The organism is Lactobacillus porci (assembly GCF_009695985.1).
In the GTDB taxonomy this organism is placed as follows: domain Bacteria; phylum Bacillota; class Bacilli; order Lactobacillales; family Lactobacillaceae; genus Lactobacillus; species Lactobacillus absianus.
In genome coordinates this window covers 1-19831 of the sequence record NZ_VUMX01000029.1, presented here as the reverse complement: position 1 = coordinate 19831, position 19831 = coordinate 1, and the positions used below count along the sequence as shown (strand labels likewise).

18 protein-coding genes, 2 tRNA genes and 1 pseudogene are annotated in these 19831 nt (G+C 49.9%); 14 read left to right on the top strand and 7 right to left on the bottom strand.

From position 1 onward, the window contains the following. The 7 genes from FYJ62_RS08845 to FYJ62_RS10855 all read left to right on the top strand — a co-directional run. A partial coding sequence (locus FYJ62_RS08845) for an IS4 family transposase (protein ID WP_154549328.1) occupies nucleotides 1–806 on the top strand: 806 nt, incomplete at its 5' end. A 276-nt stretch (nucleotides 807–1082) separates the two neighbouring features. Then, nucleotides 1083–1170, top strand: a tRNA-Ser gene (locus FYJ62_RS08840). 200 nt (nucleotides 1171–1370) lie between these two features. Then, nucleotides 1371–2372, top strand: coding sequence for a PTS sugar transporter subunit IIB (locus FYJ62_RS08835; protein WP_154549327.1), 1002 nt, complete (start codon nucleotides 1371–1373; stop codon nucleotides 2370–2372). Nucleotides 2373–2394: 22 nt separating this feature from the next. Beyond that, nucleotides 2395–3204, top strand: a complete 810-nt coding sequence (locus tag FYJ62_RS08830) for a PTS mannose/fructose/sorbose transporter subunit IIC (protein WP_154549326.1) — start codon at nucleotides 2395–2397, stop codon at nucleotides 3202–3204. A 28-nt stretch (nucleotides 3205–3232) separates the two neighbouring features. After that, a complete protein-coding gene (locus tag FYJ62_RS08825) occupies nucleotides 3233–4147 on the top strand; it encodes a PTS system mannose/fructose/sorbose family transporter subunit IID (protein WP_154549325.1) in 915 nt (304 codons plus the stop codon). 9 nt (nucleotides 4148–4156) lie between these two features. Beyond that, nucleotides 4157–4528, top strand: coding sequence for a DUF956 family protein (locus tag FYJ62_RS08820; RefSeq protein ID WP_154549324.1), 372 nt, complete (start codon nucleotides 4157–4159; stop codon nucleotides 4526–4528). A gap of 103 nt (nucleotides 4529–4631) precedes the next feature. Continuing rightward, the gene (locus FYJ62_RS10855; RefSeq protein ID WP_229771885.1) at nucleotides 4632–5117 is read left to right on the top strand and encodes a hypothetical protein; all 486 of its coding nucleotides are present in this window, start codon (nucleotides 4632–4634) and stop codon (nucleotides 5115–5117) included. A 46-nt stretch (nucleotides 5118–5163) separates the two neighbouring features. On the opposite strand, the gene FYJ62_RS08810 is transcribed toward FYJ62_RS10855, so the two are convergent. Next, a complete protein-coding gene (locus tag FYJ62_RS08810) occupies nucleotides 5164–6537 on the bottom strand; it encodes an amino acid permease (protein ID WP_154549323.1) in 1374 nt (457 codons plus the stop codon). Between the two features lie 170 nt (nucleotides 6538–6707). On the opposite strand from FYJ62_RS08810, the gene FYJ62_RS08805 reads away from it, so the two are divergent. The 4 genes from FYJ62_RS08805 (at nucleotide 6708) to iscB (ending at nucleotide 10007) form a co-directional block, all read left to right on the top strand. Then, complete coding sequence (locus FYJ62_RS08805) at nucleotides 6708–7550, top strand: C40 family peptidase (RefSeq protein WP_154549322.1); 843 nt, start codon at nucleotides 6708–6710, stop codon at nucleotides 7548–7550. A gap of 178 nt (nucleotides 7551–7728) precedes the next feature. After that, nucleotides 7729–7905, top strand: a complete 177-nt coding sequence (locus FYJ62_RS08800; RefSeq protein WP_154549321.1) for a hypothetical protein — start codon at nucleotides 7729–7731, stop codon at nucleotides 7903–7905. Continuing rightward, nucleotides 7895–8287, top strand: coding sequence for an Rpn family recombination-promoting nuclease/putative transposase (locus tag FYJ62_RS08795; RefSeq protein ID WP_154549320.1), 393 nt, complete (start codon nucleotides 7895–7897; stop codon nucleotides 8285–8287). The genes FYJ62_RS08800 and FYJ62_RS08795 overlap by 11 nt, the downstream gene beginning before the upstream one ends. Before the next feature lie 406 nt (nucleotides 8288–8693). Then, the gene (gene iscB, locus FYJ62_RS08790; RefSeq protein ID WP_154549319.1) at nucleotides 8694–10007 is read left to right on the top strand and encodes an RNA-guided endonuclease IscB; all 1314 of its coding nucleotides are present in this window, start codon (nucleotides 8694–8696) and stop codon (nucleotides 10005–10007) included. A gap of 368 nt (nucleotides 10008–10375) precedes the next feature. Here iscB and galE read toward each other — a convergent pair whose 3' ends face one another. Both galE and FYJ62_RS08780 read right to left on the bottom strand, forming a co-directional pair. Beyond that, complete coding sequence (galE, locus tag FYJ62_RS08785; protein WP_154549318.1) at nucleotides 10376–11365, bottom strand: UDP-glucose 4-epimerase GalE; 990 nt, start codon at nucleotides 11363–11365, stop codon at nucleotides 10376–10378. 87 nt (nucleotides 11366–11452) lie between these two features. Beyond that, nucleotides 11453–14590: a DUF3427 domain-containing protein gene (locus FYJ62_RS08780; RefSeq protein WP_154549317.1), complete on the bottom strand. Its 3138-nt coding sequence runs from the start codon at nucleotides 14588–14590 to the stop codon at nucleotides 11453–11455. A 146-nt stretch (nucleotides 14591–14736) separates the two neighbouring features. Here FYJ62_RS08780 and FYJ62_RS08775 point away from each other — a divergent pair, with 146 nt between their 5' ends. Beyond that, nucleotides 14737–15030, top strand: coding sequence for a hypothetical protein (locus FYJ62_RS08775; RefSeq protein WP_154549316.1), 294 nt, complete (start codon nucleotides 14737–14739; stop codon nucleotides 15028–15030). A 44-nt stretch (nucleotides 15031–15074) separates the two neighbouring features. Here FYJ62_RS08775 and FYJ62_RS08770 read toward each other — a convergent pair whose 3' ends face one another. Further along, a complete protein-coding gene (locus FYJ62_RS08770) occupies nucleotides 15075–15506 on the bottom strand; it encodes a helix-turn-helix domain-containing protein (RefSeq protein ID WP_154549315.1) in 432 nt (143 codons plus the stop codon). 148 nt (nucleotides 15507–15654) lie between these two features. Then, the gene (locus FYJ62_RS08765; RefSeq protein ID WP_154549314.1) at nucleotides 15655–16884 is read right to left on the bottom strand and encodes an L-lactate MFS transporter; all 1230 of its coding nucleotides are present in this window, start codon (nucleotides 16882–16884) and stop codon (nucleotides 15655–15657) included. A 309-nt stretch (nucleotides 16885–17193) separates the two neighbouring features. Between FYJ62_RS08765 and FYJ62_RS08760 the strand changes: the two genes are divergently transcribed. Both FYJ62_RS08760 and FYJ62_RS08755 read left to right on the top strand, forming a co-directional pair. Further along, nucleotides 17194–18471: an alpha-amylase family glycosyl hydrolase gene (locus FYJ62_RS08760; RefSeq protein WP_154549313.1), complete on the top strand. Its 1278-nt coding sequence runs from the start codon at nucleotides 17194–17196 to the stop codon at nucleotides 18469–18471. 99 nt (nucleotides 18472–18570) lie between these two features. Then, nucleotides 18571–18643, top strand: a tRNA-Thr gene (locus FYJ62_RS08755). Between the two features lie 262 nt (nucleotides 18644–18905). Here the strand turns inward: FYJ62_RS08755 and FYJ62_RS08750 are convergent. Together FYJ62_RS08750 and FYJ62_RS08745 are read right to left on the bottom strand one after the other, a co-directional pair. Then, nucleotides 18906–19436, bottom strand: a pseudogene (locus FYJ62_RS08750) (IS30 family transposase); the annotation flags it as partial. A 54-nt stretch (nucleotides 19437–19490) separates the two neighbouring features. Further along, nucleotides 19491–19831 (bottom strand): IS30 family transposase (locus FYJ62_RS08745; RefSeq protein ID WP_154549312.1); only part of this gene is annotated, 341 nt, incomplete at its 5' end.

Genomic DNA, 19831 nt, shown 5'->3' with positions numbered 1-19831 from the left:
AGAGGCGGATTATGGCCCAATCAAAGGGGACCGATGTAGTTATCCAGCTGCTCGATCAAGCCTTGAAAGCAGGGCTCACTGCCAAGTACGTCATGTTTGACACCTGGTTCTCCAATCCTCATCAGATTGTCCAAATCAGTCAACGTGGTTTGAACGTAATCGCCATGGTGAAGAAAAGCTCCAAGATCACATACGAGTTCGAAGGTAAGCGGATGAACGTCAAGCAGATCTTCAGCGCATGCAAGAAGCGGCGAGGTCGTTCAAGATATCTCTTGTCCGTCCCTGTAAAGGTTGGAGATCCTGCCAAGGATGATGCCCAGGTTGATGCCAGAATAGTCTGCGTAAGAAATCGCTCCAACCGCAAAGATTGGATCGCTCTTATTTGCACGGACATGACGATCGATGAAAATGAGATCATCAGAATTTACGGCAAAAGATGGGACATCGAAGTCTTCTTCAAGACCTGCAAGAGTTTCTTGAAGCTTGGCACTGAATACCATGGTCTTTCATATGATGCATTGACTGCCCATACAGCTTTTGTCTTTTTGCGCTACATGTTCATGTCAGTTGAGAAGCGAGATGATGAAGATGATAGGACTATGGGCGAGCTATTTTACTGCATGATAGACGAGCTTGCGGACATCACTTTCAATCACTCCCTTCAGATCCTGGTAGAAGCCATGTTCGAGAGCGTGAAAGAGATCTTCCAACCGACAGAAGAGCAGATGGAAAGATTCACCAACGCTTTCATTTCTCGCCTTCCGAAGTACATGCAAGAGGCTATATCGCCATCACTAGCAGCTTAATTGAATATTTACTGGCTAAACTATTGAGTTTTCAAGGCTTCATAGTTTTTTTGATGTGGGAAGTTTAAGTATATCATTAAAAAAATCTGTCTGCAAGTCAAAGGCTCAGCAAAATTTAACATTTTAACTTTCCTATAACTAAAAAAGCGCTGTGATTTCAATTATCATGTACCTTTTCAGTAAGCGATGAAATTACCAGCAAAATTACAAAAGAAAAACTTACTAAAAGGTGTTGACCATTCGTAATTTCTTTGTTAATATTAATGTATATGACTTGGAGTAGTACTCAAGTGGCTGAAGAGGCGCCCTTGCTAAGGGTGTAGGTCGGGAAACTGGCGCCAGAGTTCGAATCTCTGCTACTCCGCTACAAGTTCATAAGCACGGGATCAATTTGATCCTGTGCTTATTTTTTTACAGTATTCAAAAAATACTTACTCTTTTGAATGATTTTCACTTCTCAAGATAAGTTTAACAAAAAACTGAAAAAGGTTTCAGTCAGCCCTTTACGTAAGCGGTTTATATAGTACAATGAGTATGTACCGAAGTTTTTGAGGAGGAAATATCATGGTAGGAATTGTTTTAGCTAGCCATGGCGGCTTCGCGGATGGGATTGCCCAATCCGCGGGCATGCTCTTTGGCCCACAAGACAATTTTGCCCATGTCATCTTAAAGCCTGAAGAAGGCCCAGATGACATCAAGGGTAAGATGAATGAAGCTATTGCTTCTTTTGACGACCAAGAACAAGTTTTGTTCTTGGTTGACCTGTGGGGTGGCACACCTTTCAACCAAGCTAATGGCTTGCTCGACGGTCACGATGGTTGGGCAATCGTAGCTGGCATGAACTTGCCAATGGTAGTTGAAGCATTGACGCAAAGAATGATGAACGCCAATGCGACTGCACAAGAAATTGCAACTGCTATTGTCAAGCCAGCTAAGGATGGGATTAAGACCAAGCCTGAAAGCTTGATGCCAAAGGAAGCTGCACCTGCAGCCGCAGCAGCTGCTGGTTCAGCGCCTAAGGGTGCGATCCCAGAAGGGACTGTTTTGGGTGACGGTCATATCAAGATCGTCGGCGCGAGAATTGACTCACGTTTGCTTCACGGTCAGGTTGCAACTGGTTGGATTCCATCATTGCACCCAGACCGGGTTATCGTTGTTTCAGACAGCGTTGCCAAGGACGACCTGCGCAAGAGCATGATTCGTGAAGCCGCGCCATCAGGCACGGTTGCGCACATCGTTCCTTTAAAGAAGATGGAACAAATCGTGAAGGATCCACGTTTCGGGACCACGCACGCTTTCCTGTTGTTTGAAAACCCAGAAGACGCCTTGAGAGCAATCAAGGGCGGGGTTGACATCAAGACCTTGAACGTTGGTTCAATGTCCTACAGCAAGGGCAAGGTTAACGCCAACACTGTTTTGTCAATGGACCAAAAGGACGTTGATACTTTCCGTGAATTGGAAAAGATGGGGATCAAGTTCGACGTCCGCAAGGTTCCTTCGGACAACCCAGAAAACATGGACTCAATTCTTAAGAAGGCCCAAAGCCTTTTGGATGAGCAAAAGTAAATAGTGGGAAAAGGAGTTTAAAATGGACTTAAATGCTATTCAAGTCATCCTGGTGATTGTGGTAGCTTTCCTGGCCGGGATGGAAGGTATCCTGGATGAATGGGAATTCCACCAACCATTGGTTGCATGTACTTTAATCGGTTTAGTTACTGGCAATCTTACCTTGGGTATTATGCTCGGTGGTTCTTTGCAAATGATTGCTTTGGGTTGGGCTAACATCGGTGCCGCTGTCGCACCTGACGCCGCTTTGGCCGCTGTTGCCTCAGCCATCATTTTGATCAAGGGTGGTCAAGGTACCAAGGGTATCGGGACTGCCACCGGTTTGGCCATCACTTTGGCCGTTGCCGGTCTGTTCTTGACCATGTTGGTCCGGACTATTTCAACTGCCATCGTTCACATCATGGACAAGCACGCCGAAGAAGGCAACTGGCGCATGATCAACGTATGGCAATGGATCGCTGTCAGCCTGCAAGGCCTGCGGATCGCTATCCCAGCTGCCTTCCTGTTGGCAATCCCTACTTCAACTGTTAGAAGCGCCTTGGCTGCAATGCCAGCCTGGCTGGCAGATGGTATGACTATCGGTGGTGGCATGGTTGTTGCCGTTGGTTACGCAATGGTTATCAACATGATGGCCAGCCGTGAAGTGTGGCCATTCTTCGCTATCGGTTTCGCACTTGCCGGCGTTAAGGATCTGACCCTGATCGCCCTTGGTGCAATTGGTTTATCTCTCGCTTTGATCTACCTTGCGCTTGAAGACAAGGTTTCAAAGGGTGGCTCAACGCAAGCCGCTGGTACTGGCGACCCGCTGGGCGACATCATTGATGACTATTAGAAATCAAGTCAGAAAGGAGAGATAAATCATGACTGAAAAGAAAGTAACTTTATCAAAGCGTGATCGTTGGGACGTTATGTGGCACTCACAATTTCTGCAAGGTTCATGGAACTACGAAAGAATGCAGAACGGTGGTTGGTGCTACAGTATGATCCCAGCTTTAAGAAAGCTGTACCCAAAGAAGGAAGACATGGCTGCTGCCTTGCAACGTCACCTGGTCTTCTTTAACACTCACCCTTACTTGGCTTCACCAATCATCGGTGTTACCCTGGCTTTGGAAGAAGACAAGGCTAATGGCGTTGAAGTTGACGACGAAGCTATCCAAGGTGTTAAGGTTGGTATGATGGGGCCTCTGGCCGGTGTCGGTGACCCAGTCTTCTGGTACACTGTTCGTCCTATCCTTGGTGCCCTTGGTGCCTCAATGGCTATCAACGGTAACATCCTTGGGCCAATCCTCTTCTTCGTTTTTTGGAACCTGATCCGTATCGCCTTCTTGTGGTACACTCAAGAATTGGGTTACAAGGCTGGTGCCGCAATCAGCTCCGACCTTTCAGGTGGTTTGCTGAAGAAGGTTACCCGTGGGGCTGCCATGATGGGTATGTTCGTCCTGGGTGCCTTGATCGAACGTTGGGTAAACATCAACTTCACTCTGAAGGTTTCAGAAGTGCCAATCCAAAAGGGTGGTTACATCGACTGGACCAAGCTGCCAAGCGGTGCTGCTGGTATCAAGGAAGCCTTGACCCAACAAGCTGCCGGCATGTCTTTGACCAACACTAAGGTTACTACTCTGCAAGACAACTTGAACATGCTGGTTCCTGGCTTGGCAGGTTTGCTGCTTACCTTCCTCTGCATGTGGCTCTTGAAGAAGAAAGTTTCTCCAATCGTAATCATCCTGGGGATCTTCGTTGTTGGTATCCTCTTCCACGTATGGGGCTTGATGTAAGAGTAACAAATGGCTCAATCAATGAATAAGACCGTCGATCTGGCCGTGAGAGGAACCTGGTTCCGGGCCATGTCTACTTATGGCAAGGTCATGATCGGCGATGAAGCTTTTGAATTCTATAATGAGAAGAACGTTGAGGATTATATCCAAATTCCTTGGGATCAAGTGACTTATGTAGTTGCTGACGTCCACTTTAAGGGAAAATATATCCCGCGCTTTGCGATCCGGACGAAGAAAGATGGCGAGTTCATCTTTGCGACTAAGGATCCTAAACGGACGCTGCGGGCTATCCGCAAGTATGTTCCAGCCGACCACATGCGCAAGGCCTTGGGCGTTGGGGAGACAATTGTCCGCTTCTTCTCACGTGGCAAGAAGAAATAACATTAAAATAAGTTCGGAGCAATTCCGGACTTATTTTTTGTTGGGTAATGATTAAAAAACTCCGTGTTATACTGAAAAGATAGTTTTGAAAGAGGGGATAGACATGAAGGCAAAGCGGGCTTATAAGCTGGTGGACCAGCTCCGCAATCCAGGACCAAGGAATTACTACATCGCTTGTTTTCCTAAAATGGAGCCGCCAGACAATTATGATGAGATATTTGAATGCTTGAGGTCGCATACGATTGGCGAATCCTACGCGGACAAAATGCTTTTGTTGTTGTTAATGCTGGTCAGCCAGTATGCGACACACATTTTTTTGGATCATGATCTGGCTAAAGAATCTTATCCTGACTTGCTTGACCGGGATTTGACCAAGCTGCCTATAGCTGATCTGCTGGAGATCATCAAGAAGTTGATCGTGACAGACCATTACCTTGGGGTAAATGTCCTTTTTAAGGACAAGAAGCACTATTCCCTGCTCCGAATTGAAAGCGGCATTGATGCTGACCTGTATAAGCTATCTAAGAAGTCGAAGAAGCTGATCAATAAGCTACTTAAGCGTAACGGCCTCTTCTTGTTGAAATACTAAAGCACATAAAAAAGCTGACCGTGAGGTCAGCTTTTTGAATTGATGATCAGCGATGAGTTTTAGGGCTCTGCTTGCTAAAGGTCTTGCTGAAGCCGTAGAGCACGATAAAGGCCACGATCGCGGCAATCATTGGCACCCGGTAGGCCGGCAGGCAGATCAAGAGGATGACCATGGCCGTAAAGAAGGCCAGTACCAGGTAGTCCAGGTATGGGTAGTGCGGAAGCTGGAATTCATGCAGCTGGCTGGCAGGGGTCTTTTTCCGGTAGACCAGGTGGGTCAGGATCATGATAATCCAGATGATCAAGAACATGCTCGTCGCGATGGAGGAGATGAAGCTGAAAGCCTCATCGCCCATGATGACCGTAATCAATGGGGCACAGGCGATGATCAGGGCCGAGAAGATCAAGGCGTGCAGCGGCAGCTGTCTGCGGTTCAATTGGCCAAAGAACTTGTTCCACTTGCCTTCCCCGTCAAGCGTGACTGAGAAGAGCAGGCGGCCGGCGCTGTAGATAAAGCTGTTGGTGGATGAAACGGCCGCGGTAATGACCACGAAGTTGAGCAAGCCGCCCGCCCAGCGAAGGCCGACGCCGGTCAGGGCCTGGACAAATGGTGAGCTGGAAGTGGCCACCTTGTTCCAAGGCAGGACAATCAAAATCCCTAAGATCGCCAGAACGTAGAAGAGGATGATCCGCACTGGCAGCTCGTTGATCGCATTGCGGATGGTCTTGTGGGGGGCTTGGGCTTCAGCGGCCGTCAAGCCGATCAGCTCAACTCCGATGAAGGAGAAGATGACCATTTGGAAGGCTTGCAGGAAGCCGCTGGTGCCATTGACGAAGAAGCCGTTGTCGTACAGGTTGGCCAGGCTGGCCTGGCCGTACTTGGTTGAGCCGCCCGTCAGCAGCATGTAGATGGAGAAAATCACGAAGCCGATGATCATTAAAATCTTGATAATCGCGAAGCCAAACTCCAAGTTGCCGAAGAAGCGGGCCGAAACCAAGTTGATCAATAGCAGGACCACGACGGTGATGACGCCGGGAATCCACGGATCCAGGCTCGGGAACCAGTACTTGAAATAGGTGCCCAGAGCCGTAATTTCAGCCATCCCTAGGATCAGCCAGCTGAGCCAATAGAGGTAGCCGGTTACCTTGCCGATGTTCTTGCCCAGGTATTTCTCGATAAATTCAATATAAGTGTGCTTGTGCAGGTCTGACAGGATCAGCTCGCCCAAGGCCCGCATCAGGATAAAGAGGAAGAGGCCGACGATGATGTAGTTGAGGACTACTGAGGGGCCAGTCTTCTGGATGCTGTTGCCGACCCCCAGGAAGAGGCCAGTCCCAATTGTCCCGCCAAGGGCAATCAACTGAATATGTGCATTAGTTAGTGAACGCTTGTAACCCGTTTGTTCTTTTTGATTTTCCATGATACCTCCTACAATATGTGAAATATTTTAACACAAGTTGACTAAAAGTGAAAATCTGTAAAGTAAGTCAGCGGCGATCTTTAACATTTTTAAAACTTTTTTGCTTTTCAAAAAGCGGGGGATTAATTAAGATTGAAATAGAGACGGATTATTGCAAAGGGGGAATCAAAATGTATGGCTTAATTAAGCAGCCAGCGGTCTTTCTGCTGGACGAGGATTTAAAGAGCCGGACGGATGAGCTGCTCTACGGGTGGGCAGTGAAGATCACGGCTAAGAAGGAAGACTGCTGGTACGTGACGACCCATTATGGCTACCAAGGCTACGTGGCTAAAAGCGCGGTCAAGTCGCTGACTTTGCCTGAGCTGCAGCAGCGGCAGACCAAGCTGATCACGCGGGCAGCGATTGACGTGCTGGACCAGCCCAAGGTTCAGGGCGAAATCCTGGCGACGCTTTACCGCGGCAGTCTGGTGACCTTGACGGGGAAAGAGGCGGATGGCTACCTGCAGGTCAGCCTGCTGGACGGGCAGCTGGGCTGGCTGTCCCACACGGCGGTTGGCGAGCGCCAGGATGAGGATGACTACCTCTGGTCGACTGACAAGGACTTTTTCCTGCTTCAGGGGATGCCAGATGAGGACAGCTTCCGCAAGAGCGTAACCGAAACAGCCATGCAGTACCTGGGAACCCAGTACCGCTGGGCCGGAAAGAGCCCAGATGGGATTGACTGCTCCGGCCTGGTCTTTATGAGCTACATGCTGAATGGGGTCTTGATTTACAGGGATGCCGAGATCGCGGACCAGTGGCCGATCCATGAGATCCAGTTTGAGGACCTGCTGCCAGGAGACTTGATCTTCTTCCCAGGTCACGTGGCCATGTACCTGGGCCACGGGAAGTACATCAACTCCACTGGCTATTCAGAGCATTTTGGCGTTGCCATCAGCAGCTTGCGCAAGGAAGATCCTGACTACCGGGCTGACCTCTTTAAAATGATCGAAAAGTGCGGCAGCTTGTTCTAAAAATAAAGCAGCACAGAAGCAAAAGCGTCTTAAATCACCTGGCAAGTGATTCAAGACGCTTTTTACGTCAAAAAAGCAGAAACTTAAATTTCCTGGGAAATAATCGGGACTTTTCGTGTATTAGTAAGTAGAGGGAAAAAACAGCGAAGAAAGACCAAGATTATTTAATGGAGGACCAATGGCAGATAAGGAAAGCAATGCCGGCTTTAAGACGAGGCGGACGCATGGCACGAATGACGTGGCGGAGAAGATTCTGCTGAATCGCAATGAAGTTTTCGCGGATGTGGTCAACGGCTGTCTGTTTGACGGCCGGCAGGCAATCAAGGCGGATGGCTGCCTAGACCTTGTGCTATGATGCCGCCGGATATATTGAGCAATTTTCTCAAGGGGCCAGACTCTATCCAGTGGTCACAATCGTGCTATACTATGGCAAAGAAAAATGGAACTATCCTCAGAATCGATTAGGCGAACTGGATCTGAAGAATGTGCCTTGTGAAATCAAAGACCGGATCAATGACTATCAGATGCGAGCTTTTTTCGATATTGGCCACATGCCGATTGCCGAATTGCGCCGCCGCTTTAAGAGCGCCTTCTATTTCGTAGCTGAGTACTTCTCACAGATCAACCGTGGAGAAGAAGCTCATCCGAGCCAGAATAAGGTTACGATCAAAGATGCCCGGCTGGTGCTTAGGATGTTAAAAGCAATGTCTGGTGGAGATCCGGCGTGTCAATGGTAACCCCTCACTGAAGTGAGGGGCTTGGAGCGCAAGCTTCAAGCCTCAATATCTTTGTGGGGTGTTCCGGAGAAATCCGGAACTCATTGTCTAGACTAAGCTTTCCAGTCGGCTTCGGCTGGCAGGAAAACTACGTTATCTTTGTTATCACACCGTGGGATGATGCTCTAGTCCCATGCACTGTGGCAGAACTGTAAGTAATCGTGTCGTAAGGTTAATGCGGCGGTCAGTTCGCACACTGAATATCCTTCGGGATAGGAGGTGACAATGACGTGCTTTCTGAACCCTCCGGGGTTTAGAAGGCGCGCCAAGCATTGGTAACATTGTCGAAGGGCAACAACGCAACTCCGCGTTGGGTCTCCCAATGCGGATAGCGGCCGGCAACATGATTGCCGGCAAAGGAGGAAAAATGGAATATGAGAATGCCAATCGGGTATTTCTGCTCAACAAGGACGGCAAGCCGCTAATGCCATGCCATCCAAGAAAGGCCAGACTGCTTCTAAAAAGCGGCAAGGCCTTCGTGGTCAAGAAATATCCGTTCACCATTCAGCTGAAATACGGCTCATACGGCTATAAGCAGAAAGTCAGTCTTGGCGTTGACACCGGACAAAGACATATCGGCTTTGCCGTAACGAGTCAGGACAAAGTTCTTTATCAAAGCGAGGTAGAGCTTCGCCAAGACGTGCATAAGAATCTTTACACCCGCAGTATCTACCGCAGAAGCAGAAGAAATCGCAAGACCCGCTATTTAAATAGAGTGCATGGCAAGCGTGATGGCTTGTGGCTTCCGCCGTCCGTAAAAGGCAAGGTGAATCACAACATTGCCTGGATCAAGCGCTATTTGGCTGTATTGCCGAACCCAGATCTGCATATTGAGGTGGGCAAGTTTGACATGGCCAAGATGGTCAATCCGGCCATTTCGGGCAAACAGTACCAAGAAGGCAGTCTGCACGGCTGGAAGAACTATGAGTACTACGTGCTGGCCCGCGACAAGTACACCTGTCAGCTTTGCCATAAGCATGGCGAAGGCGTAAAGCTTGTCGTCCACCATATCGTCTACCGCTCACAGGGCGGGACAGACCGGGTGGACAATCTGATAACTCTTTGCACGAATTGTCACACGACGAAGAACCACCAGCCGAGCGGGAAGCTTTACAAGTGGATGAAGGCCAAGAAGAAAGTGACGACGCATCTGAAAGGCGCGACGTTCATGAACATTCTGCGCAAGCGGATCATGGCGGCATTTCCAGAAGCGTCTTACCAGTATGGCTATCAGACTTTCTTTGAGCGCAAAAAATTCAATCTGCCAAAGGGACATTTCACGGACGCAATCGCAATCAGCGGGATTAGGGAAATCAATCAGATGCCGGAGACGGTGACGATGATCAGCCAGTTCCGCAAAAAGAAGCGCTCGCTTCATGAGGCAAGCGCCCGCAAAGGCAGAAAAGAACCAAACAGAACATCAAAACGCAATGCCAAGAACACAAAGTATGCCAGAGGATTATGGCTCAATGACTATGTACATGTCATCGGGACTAATCTCAGGGGCTATGTGCAGAGCTACCTGTCAAAAGGTGCTTATGTTCGCCTCTCAGATGGCTTAGGCAATTACGTAACCAAGGATGGCAAGAATTACATCAGTACAAAGCTCTGTAAGCCGATTACCCATAACGGCAACTGGCAAAAAGCAGAGCAAAAGCTTTCTCTGTACGAATTTAAGTAAGAAAGAAGGCAGGCAAGCCCTATTCCTCCACCCATTGAAATAGGTGGAATCCCGGGCTTGCCTGCCGTTGAAAATCATTGAACTTGCCGGCTGAAAAGGCGTTGGAGTTGCTTGGCGTCCCGGAAGCCGACCGTCCGAAATATCTGCAGCTTTTGCAAGCAGAAAAAGCGCATAAATAAGAAAAGGTGAAACTTTTCAGCGTTATTTTTGTGGCTCTAGAAAGCCTTTTTTCGTGCTTGAGAGTCAATATCTACTATCAAATCTTTCGGCTGGCCTCGAAAGCCGGAAAATAGCCAGGAGAAATAAGCCGCCTAGCGGCAAAAAAATAGTGAAGCTTCGATATTGAAGCTTCACTATTTTTCTTGGTCTTACTTTTCAAAGCCATTTGGATGCTTTTGGTGCCAGTTCCAAGCACTGGCAATGATGTCTTCGACGCTTTCGTGTTCTGGCTTCCAGCCAAGAACTTCCCGGGCCTTGGTTGAGTCAGCAACCAGGGAGTCAGGGTCACCGCCGCGGCGTGGACCCATTGTGTAAGGAATGTCCTTGCCGGTAACCTTGATGGCTGCCTTCAGGATTTCCAGGTTGGAGAAGCCGTTGGCCGTCCCCAAGTTGAAGACGTCGCTCTTGTTGGTTTCCATCAGGTGCTTGAGGGCCAGAACGTGCGCGTCAATCAAGTCAACGACGTGCACGTAGTCACGGACGTTGGTGCCGTCCTTGGTGTTGTAGTCATCGCCAAAGATGGTAAATTTGCCGTCGCCGGCCAAAGCGGCCTTCATGATGTTAGGAATCAAGTGGGTTTCTGGGTTGTGGTCTTCACCGATTTCCCCGTCCAGGGAGGCACCAGCTACGTTGAAGTAGCGCAGGGCAATGGACTTGATCCCGTTGGCCTTGTCAGCCCAGTGCATGATCTTTTCCATCATCATCTTGGTTTCACCGTATGGGTTGATTGGGTTCAAAGGCGTTTCTTCAGTGATTGGCAAGGTCTTTGGAATCCCGTAGGTTGCGGCACTTGATGAGAAGACCAGGTACTTGACGCCAGTTTCTTCCATGGCCTGCAAGAGGCTGATCATGCCGGAAACATTGTTCTTGTAGTACTTCAGTGGCTTCTTGACGGATTCGCCGACCAAGGAGTAAGCAGCAAAGTGCATTACGGCTTCGATTTGTTCATCCTTCAAGATCTTGGCGACAGTTGGCGTGTCCAAGAGGTCAGCTTGATAAAACTTGGCCTTTGGGTCAATCGCTTGCTTGTGACCAGTAAAAAGTGAGTCCAAAACGACAACGTCGTTGCCATCAGCAACCAAACGTCTAACAGCGTGGGAGCCAATGTAGCCGGCGCCACCAACAACTAAAATCTTCATTAAATTCTCCTTTTATTGCAAAACCTATTCATTAGCTACAGTATAGCAGAAAATTGGGGCAAAATTCGCCTCCAGCACAAACTTTCTTTATAGGGCAATGGCCTTGTTGGCCTTAGGCAGCAGGCTGGCTGGAATAGCTTGGTGCAGGCGCCAGACAAAGGAAACCGGCCGCTCGCCCTTGCTGGAGACGTAATCGGCATTGCCTAAGAAAGTATAAGGAGCCGTGTATGAGCCCTGCTGCTTGAATTCTCTGACAAACAAGGAAATCTGATTGCCAGTTTCTCCTTGGTGGATATAGCGCTGGATCTTCGGGCTGGCCAGGCGGTCCTGGCTCTGGCTCTGCCAGTGGAAGAGGTGGGCGTTGATGGCGTAGTCCTCATACATGGTTGATGGGGAGAAGTCTTTTTTGCTCTTGTTCAGGTTGATCAGGAAGATATCCGTCTTTTTGTCCGCGAAATACTTGACCCCTTCCCGGAATTCTGGGGACTGGTCCTGGTTGAAGTAGTCAAAAGCCGCCATGATCTGGTTGATATTGTAGCGGCAGTGGACTTCCAAAGGACAGGTGAAGGGATACTCATTGTCCCGCGGCAGGAGCTTCAGCTGCTTTTGCCGGTAGCGGAGAACTTCCAGCAGCTCAGCTTTGACGAAATCTTCCTTTAAGAAGGCCGCGATTCCCTCATGCAGGTCCTTAAAGCCCATCTGGGCGGGCTTCTTCTTGTAGAAGCTGTAGTAGAGCATCCCCAGCATCAAGCGCTCATTCTCGCTGGCCGCCTCCTTTGGCATTTCCAGGTAATTCAGCCAGTAGTCCAGCAGCTTCTTGGAGTCAATATGGAAAAAGCTGCTGAACTTCTGGTAGACCTGGTTGTCCACGTCCCGGTCGTCCTTGATCAGCCCGGCCCACTTCTTCAAACGGAAGAGCGAGCGCGAGCCGTTGCTTTGGTAAAAGTCGTACAGGCTCAAATCGTAGGCCTCCAGGAAGTTGGCCAGGGTCAGCTCTTCGCCCGTGTCCTGCGTAAAAGTCTTTACCCGCTGGGCCAAGCCCAGCTTGTTGGCGGCGTTTTGCTTCAAATTGTCAAGAATGTAGCGCTTGGCTTCAGGCTCCAGCTCCAGGTAGCAGGCGGCTGGCAGGTGGGGGAAGTCATCGCTGATCTCCCGGCGCAGGGACCGGCCCGGGCCAGTCAAGGCCCGGAACTTGGCCTGGTAGCTGTAATGGCGGTTGGCCTGGCCGATAAAGTCCAGGACCGTCAGGCAGTCCTTGCCCGGGCTGAGCCGCAAGCCCCGGCCCAGCTGCTGGAGGAAGACTGTCGGGCTCTGGGTTGGCCGCAGGAAGAGGATGGTATTGACGCAGGGGATGTCCACCCCTTCGTTGTACAGGTCCACGACAAAAATAAACTTGAGCTTGCCCGCGGTTAGGTCGCTTTTGGCCTGGTGGCGGTCGGCCTGGTTGCTTTGCCCAGACAAGGCAGCGGACTTGATGCCGGCTTGGTTGAAGCGGGCGGCCATGAATTCGGCGTGCTTGACGCTTACGCAAAAGCCCAGTCCCTTGACATCACTTAAGTCATTGCAATAGCGCTGGACGTTCTTGAGGACCAGCTTGGCCCGGGCGTCGTCAGCGGTATAGACGTTTTCCAGCTCGCTGATCTCATACTGGCCCCGGCTCCACTTGAGCTTGGAGTAGTCGACATTGTCGGTGACCCCGAAATACTGGAAGGGGCAGAGCAGCTGGCGGTCGATGGCCTCGCCCAGCAGCATTTCGGCGGCGACGCGCCCATCGAAGTACTGCAAAATGTCCTGCCCGTCCATCCGGTCCGGGGTGGCGGTCAGGCCTAGCAGGATCTTGGGCTGAAAGTGGCTGAGCAATTGCTGGTAGGACTTGGCGGCCGCGTGGTGGAACTCATCGACGATGATGAAGTCGTAGTAGTCGCTTGGCAAAAGGTCGGCCATTTTGCCGGAGTTGAAGGACTGGATTGAGGTAAAGAGCTGGTCGACAGAGTCAGGCTTGTACTGGCCGACGAAGAGCTGGCCAAAATTGAAGTCGTTGAGGACCTCGCGGAACTGCTGCCGGCTCTGCTCCAGGATTTCCTGCCGGTGGGCAACGAAGAGGAGGCGGGCATCGGGATGCTTCTCCAAATAGCGCTTGAAGTCAAAGGCGGCGATGACGGTCTTCCCCACCCCGGTGGCGGCGACGAGGAGATTTTTATAATGGCCGTAGACTTCCCGTTCAGCCTGCAGCTGGTCCAGGATCTCCTGCTGGTAGCTGTAGGGACGGATGCTGCTTTCCAAGTGGAAGTCGGTCTGGACTTGCTTGTTCAGCTCCGTTTGCAGCTTTTGCCGGCAGCTTTTGCTTTGAGGGTCAAAAGTCTCAAAAGAGGGGTCGTTCCAGTAGCTTTCAAAAGAAACGGCGAACTTGTTGACGATGTCAAAGGACTCCTGCTCGGTCACCTTGACGTTCCATTCAAGGCCCGTGGTCAGCGCGGCATTCGACAAGTTGGATGAGCCGATATAGGCCGTGGAAAAGCCAGTCTCCCTTTTAAAAAGATAGGACTTGGCGTGCAGGCGGGCGTGCTGGGTTTCGTAGTTGATCTTGACGGTGGCATTGGGCAGCTGGCTCAGGGTCAAGATGGCCTTGTAGTCGGTGGCCTGGGTGTAGGTCGTCGCGATCACCCGCAGGTGGTGGCCTTTTTGGCAGAAAGCCGTCAGGTCGCCCAAAAGCGGCCGGATGGCGGACCACTTGATGAAGGAGACCAAGAGATCGACCTGGTCGGAGGAGGCGATTTCCTTCTTGATTTCGCTGAGCATGCTGGGCTCATTCTTGCTCCCGGTAAATAGGGCATTCTCCACCAGAGAGGTCTTGGGGCGGATTGGGCTGATCTTCTGGGCCCGGCTCATCTTCTGATAGATGGAGGTCAGGATCTCGCCCTTTTCCAGAATCTGCAGGTCCTGATAGTCAGCCTCTTTGGTATGCTGGGCAACCTGGTCAACGATCGAGTTGGCCAGGCGGATCTGAGCCAAGAGGGCTTCCTTGTCCTGGCCTGACTTGAAGCTGTCGCGCAGGTAGTGCAGGCCTGAGCGGATGACCTGGGACAGGTAGATGGTCAGGAGCTTGCGGGCGTCATCGGCATTCAGCTTGTCCAAAGTAATCTGGTAGTGGTCCTTGTCCAGCTGTGCCAGCTGATCCAGGATGTCTTGGTTGATGATTTGTTCATAGAGGCCGTCTTTCAGCATGCTTTCCCTGCTTTCTGAAGTATTTTGCCTTAATTGTATCAGGTTCAGAGGCAAAAAATAAATTTGACTTTTTGTTACCATTTTCACAAAAAGCCTATAATCTAGATGTAACAGGATGAGATTTTTACTAAGGAGAAAATGGAAAAATGAAGAAAATACGGGATCGCTTGTCTCATATGTATCCGCCCAAGATATATTGGACGATCGTAGTTTGTCTGACTGGATCGTTGCAAGTGATTCTGTTGCTCTCGCATCTTGGCTATGCAAATGCAGCGGCTTGGATCACATGTTTTGCGGGGATGTTCCTGTCTGACATTTTGCTGATGACTTTTAGCAAGCATGGCCTCAATTTCATCGCGGCTGCCGTCTTGGCTTTGGCAATTGCCATTATTGTCATGGCCCTGCTGACCTTCTACATCATGGCATCCAACAATATATAGCAAAGCAAAAGGAGCTGGCTTCTGATTAAGAAGCAGCTCCTTAATTATTTAGTCGAATTGACCCAGTGAAAGCCGGCCGCGATCAGCCAGATGGCGCCGCCCAAGAGCAGGATGCTCCAGCTGCTGGTCCAGCGGCCGCTAGCGATGCTGACCAAGAAGTAGACCGCGATCACGATGGTCCAGTAGATGCTGTTGATCTTGCCCAGGCGCTTAGGATCAGCCGCCTTTTTCTTTGACTGGTCCTGCTCTTCGTCGGCTTCAATAGTCTGCCCTTCCTGCTTGTCGTCTTTGAGCAGGAAGTCAGGCGAAACGCCGTACAGGTCGGCCAGCTTGGCAATATAGGAAATATCAGGCACGCTTTCGCCGTTTTCCCAGCCGACCACTTCAAAGCTGCTGGCACCGATTTTGTCGGCTAATTCTTTTTGGCTTAAGCCATGTTTCTTGCGCAGGTCGCGCAGCTTGTCCGGAAGCCTCATGATTTTCCCTCCCTTTAACCATTTCTCTTCTTCAATTATAGTTCTAAACATTAAATAGCGCCTTTTTTTGGCAAAAAAACTCCATGGACCAACAGATCCATGGAGCAAGGCTATCTGAGCAAAAGCTGTTAAGATTCAGAAATTAAGTTTAGTCTTCAACCGCGTCAGTCAGCTTGGCGAATTCGCGCTGAACCAGGACGGAAACGCCCAAGGCCAGACCAGCCAAGATGATGAAGGCGGCTAAAGTAACGTAGTAGCTCTTCAGGACTTCGTGAGTGAAGGAGAGCAGGAGTGGCCCAACCATGCCGGCAGCAGCCCAGGCAGTCAGGATTGACCCGTGGATGGCACCCAGTTCCTTGGTCCCGAAGACGTCGCCCAGGTAGGCCGGGATAACTGAGAAGCCAGCCCCGTAGCAGGACATCAGCAGGCTGAGGGCAGCCGCGAAGATGAATGGTGAATGGGTGAAGATCAAGATCACGAACATGGCCATATCAACGACAAAGATCAGGCTGTAAGTCAGTGGCCGGCCAATGTAGTCGGACAGAGTAGCCCAGACCAGACGGCCAAAGCCGTTGAAGAGGCCGATGATGCCGACCATGACGGCCGCGGTCGAAACGTTCATCCCAGTCAGTTCCTGAGCCATTGGTGAAGCGGCAGAAACCAGGGAGATCCCGCAGGTGATGCTGATGAAGAACATGAACCAGAGCAAATAGAAGGTCTTGGTCTTCAAAGCTTGGTTGGCCGTCATCTGCAGACCGCCAGTCAAGGAAACGGCTTCCTTGTCTTCCTTCTTGAACTGTGCCAGGTCACTGGCGGTTGGCCGCTTGATGAACTGGGCAGAAACGATCATGACCAGGAAGTAGGCCAGCCCCAAGATGTAGAAGGTGTTGGACAGGCCAACGCTGGACATCAGGGATTGGGCGATTGGGCTGGTCAAAAGGGCAGCAAAGCCGAAGCCCATGATGGCCAGGCCAGTTGCCAGACCGCGCCGGTCTGGGAACCACTTGATGATGGTTGAGATCGGCGTAACGTAGCCGGCACCCAGGCCCAAGCCAGCGATAACGCCGTATGACAGGTACAAGAGCCAGAGCTGTTGGCTGTGAACGGCCACGCCAGTCAAGGCGATCCCGCTCCCGTAAAGAATCGCGGAAACGGTCCCGGTCAGGGTTGGGCCGAACTTTTCAACCAAACGGCCCATAAAGGCCGCGGACATCCCCAGGAAGAAGATGGCTAAACTAAATGCAAAAGCAACTGATGATTCGCTCCAGCCGGTCTGTGCCGCGATCGGCTTCGTGTAGACGCTCCAAGCGTATACTGAGCCGATCATCAGATGCAGCATGACCCCCGCCAAAGCAACAATGTAACGATTAGTCTTCATTGTTAAGATATTCTCCTTAAAATTCTTTGGACTTTTAGACAAAACACGAACAATATTCTTGAATAGGGTCAATATCATTCGATGCGTTAAGGATACCATGCTTGCTAGCAGCTAACAAGGGTGAATTTTCAAGATCTTGTGATGTAATCGCTAACCATACTACTAAATCTAGGGGACTTTTTTTAATAAGGTTCTGCCTTTGGCCAGCAAACTCGTTACCGCTAACATGATAAGAAAATTGAAAGCGCTTTGCAAAAAGGGGTAAGATAGAAGCAGTGATAAGCAGCCCAAGCGGGCAAGGAGGAAAAAATGGCTAAAGATACCAAGATCGACTTGCGAAACAAGACTATTTACAGCATTTTCGTGCGCGACTATTCAGCAGAAGGCAATTTTGAAGGCGTCCGGCGGGACTTGGACCGGATCAAGGCCTTAGGGACGGACATCATCTGGCTGCTGCCAATCCAGCCGTCAGGCAAGGAAAAGCGCAAAGGCAGCTTAGGGTCGCCATACGCGATCGCCGACTACCGGGCCATCAATCCAGAGTATGGGACCATGGAAGACCTCAAGCGCCTGTGCGAGGACGTGCATGCCAAGGGGATGAAGATCATCATTGACTGCGTCTACAACCATACCTCGCCTGACTCAGTCTTGGCCAAGGAGCACCCTGACTGGTTCTACCACAAGCAAGACGGAAGCTTCGGCAACCGGGTCGGGGACTGGAGCGACGTCATCGATTTGGACTACAGCCACAAGGACTTGTGGAAGTATCAGGCCGAGACTTTAGTCATGTGGGCCAAGTACGTGGACGGCTTCCGCTGCGACGTGGCGCCGATGGTGCCGGTCGACTTCTGGAAGTATGCCAGAGCAGAAGTCGCCAAGGTGCGGCCAGGGGCAATTTGGCTGGCAGAATCAGGCGACCCGGGCTTCATCCGCTTCTTAAGAAGCCAAGGGGCAGTCGGCGGGTCAGACTCAGAGCTTTACCAAGCCTTTGACCTGACTTACGACTACGACGTCTACGCTGACCTGCGGGCCGCCCTTCTGGGGCAGAAGGACCTGACCGACTATCTGGCCGGACTCAACCGGCAGGAAGGGATCTATCCGGAGAACTACGTCAAGGCCCACTTCCTGGAAAACCATGACGTGCTCCGGGCCCACGGGATGATTGATGATCCAGCGGCCTTGCGGGCGATGACGGCCTTTGTCTACTTCATGAAGGGGGCCATGCTGATCTATAACGGGGAAGAGAAGGGGGATGCCCACCATGTGACCCTCTTTGACAAGGATCCGGTTGACTGGACCAGCGGCCCTGACTTGACGGCTTTGATGCAACGGATGCATGAAATCAAGCAGCTGCCGATCATGGCCGAGGGCGGCTACGAGGCAAAGCAAGTCCGCGCGGGCGTCCTGGAAGCCGTCCACAGCCTGGGTGAGGAGCAATTGCTGGGGATCTTCAATGCGACCGGCAAGAAGCAGGCGATTGCCACCAAGCTGCCTGAAGGGATTTACCAGAACTTGTACGATGGCAGCGAAGTCCAGGTTTATTCCGGAATCATGCGGGTCGGCGAGATCACGATCATCCACAAATAAGCCGGCTGAAAATTCGAGGGAGATCAACATAATTTTAAAAAAATTGGCGAAAACTTTTTGACAAAAGCTGATAGTTTGCTACAATAAAAGAGTTGAAATGCCAATTTAGCTCAGTTGGTAGAGCATCTCCCTCGTAAAGAGAAGGTCGTTGGTTCGATTCCAATAATTGGCATACTTTTAAGCTGTTTTGAACAGTTTTAAGCCGTTTTAAAAGGTTACAAGCCTTGATACGACGGCTTTTTTGCTGTTTTAGAGGAATTTTTTGAAATAGGCAATTTTTTACATATTTTGGGCTATCATCACCAGGATCTAACCAACTTTCAAAACTGGTTAGGTGAAAGAAGTAATGTACACGACGACTAGACTTCAACTTTTAAAAAAATTGAAGTCTTTTTTGTTTTCGCCAATTGCAATAATAAATTGAACACTTTTAGTTAAGCTGTTTGATAGATTAGATCTAATTCTTTTTCAAAGATTTCATCTGGTGTATGATAGGCCAGTATCTTTCTTGGCAAAGAATTGCACCAGGTTTCAATATTAATGATGTCTTGTAAAGAATAGTTAGCTATTGCTTCTCCTTTAGGAATGAATCTGCGAATAAGACCATTGTGTCTTTCAACTGTTTAAGGATGGGCATAGTAAACCAGTGTATTGGATGCTTTTTCTAGGTTGGAAAGATCTGCAAACTCTGAGCCATTATCAGTGGTAATGGTTTTAAAAATATCATTCCAATGTTCGCTGTATTGCCTTTGGAGTTCTTTAAAGGCCTGCATGACACTGACAGAAGTCTTGTCAGGAATACGAAGAATTAAAAACTCACGACTCATACGCTCAGATAAGGTTGGCAGCACCTCATCATCTTTGCTCTTATGTCCGAGAACTAAATCGCATTCCCAATGACCGAATTCATTACGTTTATTGATCTCTTTAGGACGTTCTTCAATGCTTCTGCCAATTTTTTTCTTACGACAATTGCAAGAATAAATTGAACACTTACCATAACATCTGTCAGATTTTGACTATCTACGCCGGTAAATGCGGTCAAGTTCGGTGTCAAAGTACTCTTCTGGAGTCTTGTAGTTTAAGATCTTCCGAGGAAGAGAGTTGCACCATACCTCGATCTTAGCAATATCTTCCACACTGTACTCATCCATACGGTCTCCCTTGGGGATATAGCGTCTGATAAGCCCGTTGTGCCGTTCTACGCTGCCTTTATCACAGGATGTATAAGGATGAGCGTAGTACACAAGAGTCTTGGAAACTTGCTCAAGATCGGATAGATCTGCGAACTCAGATCCGTTGTCGGTTGTGATAGACTTAAAGATTTGATTCCATTTGGATCCGTAGTACTCTCGAAGCT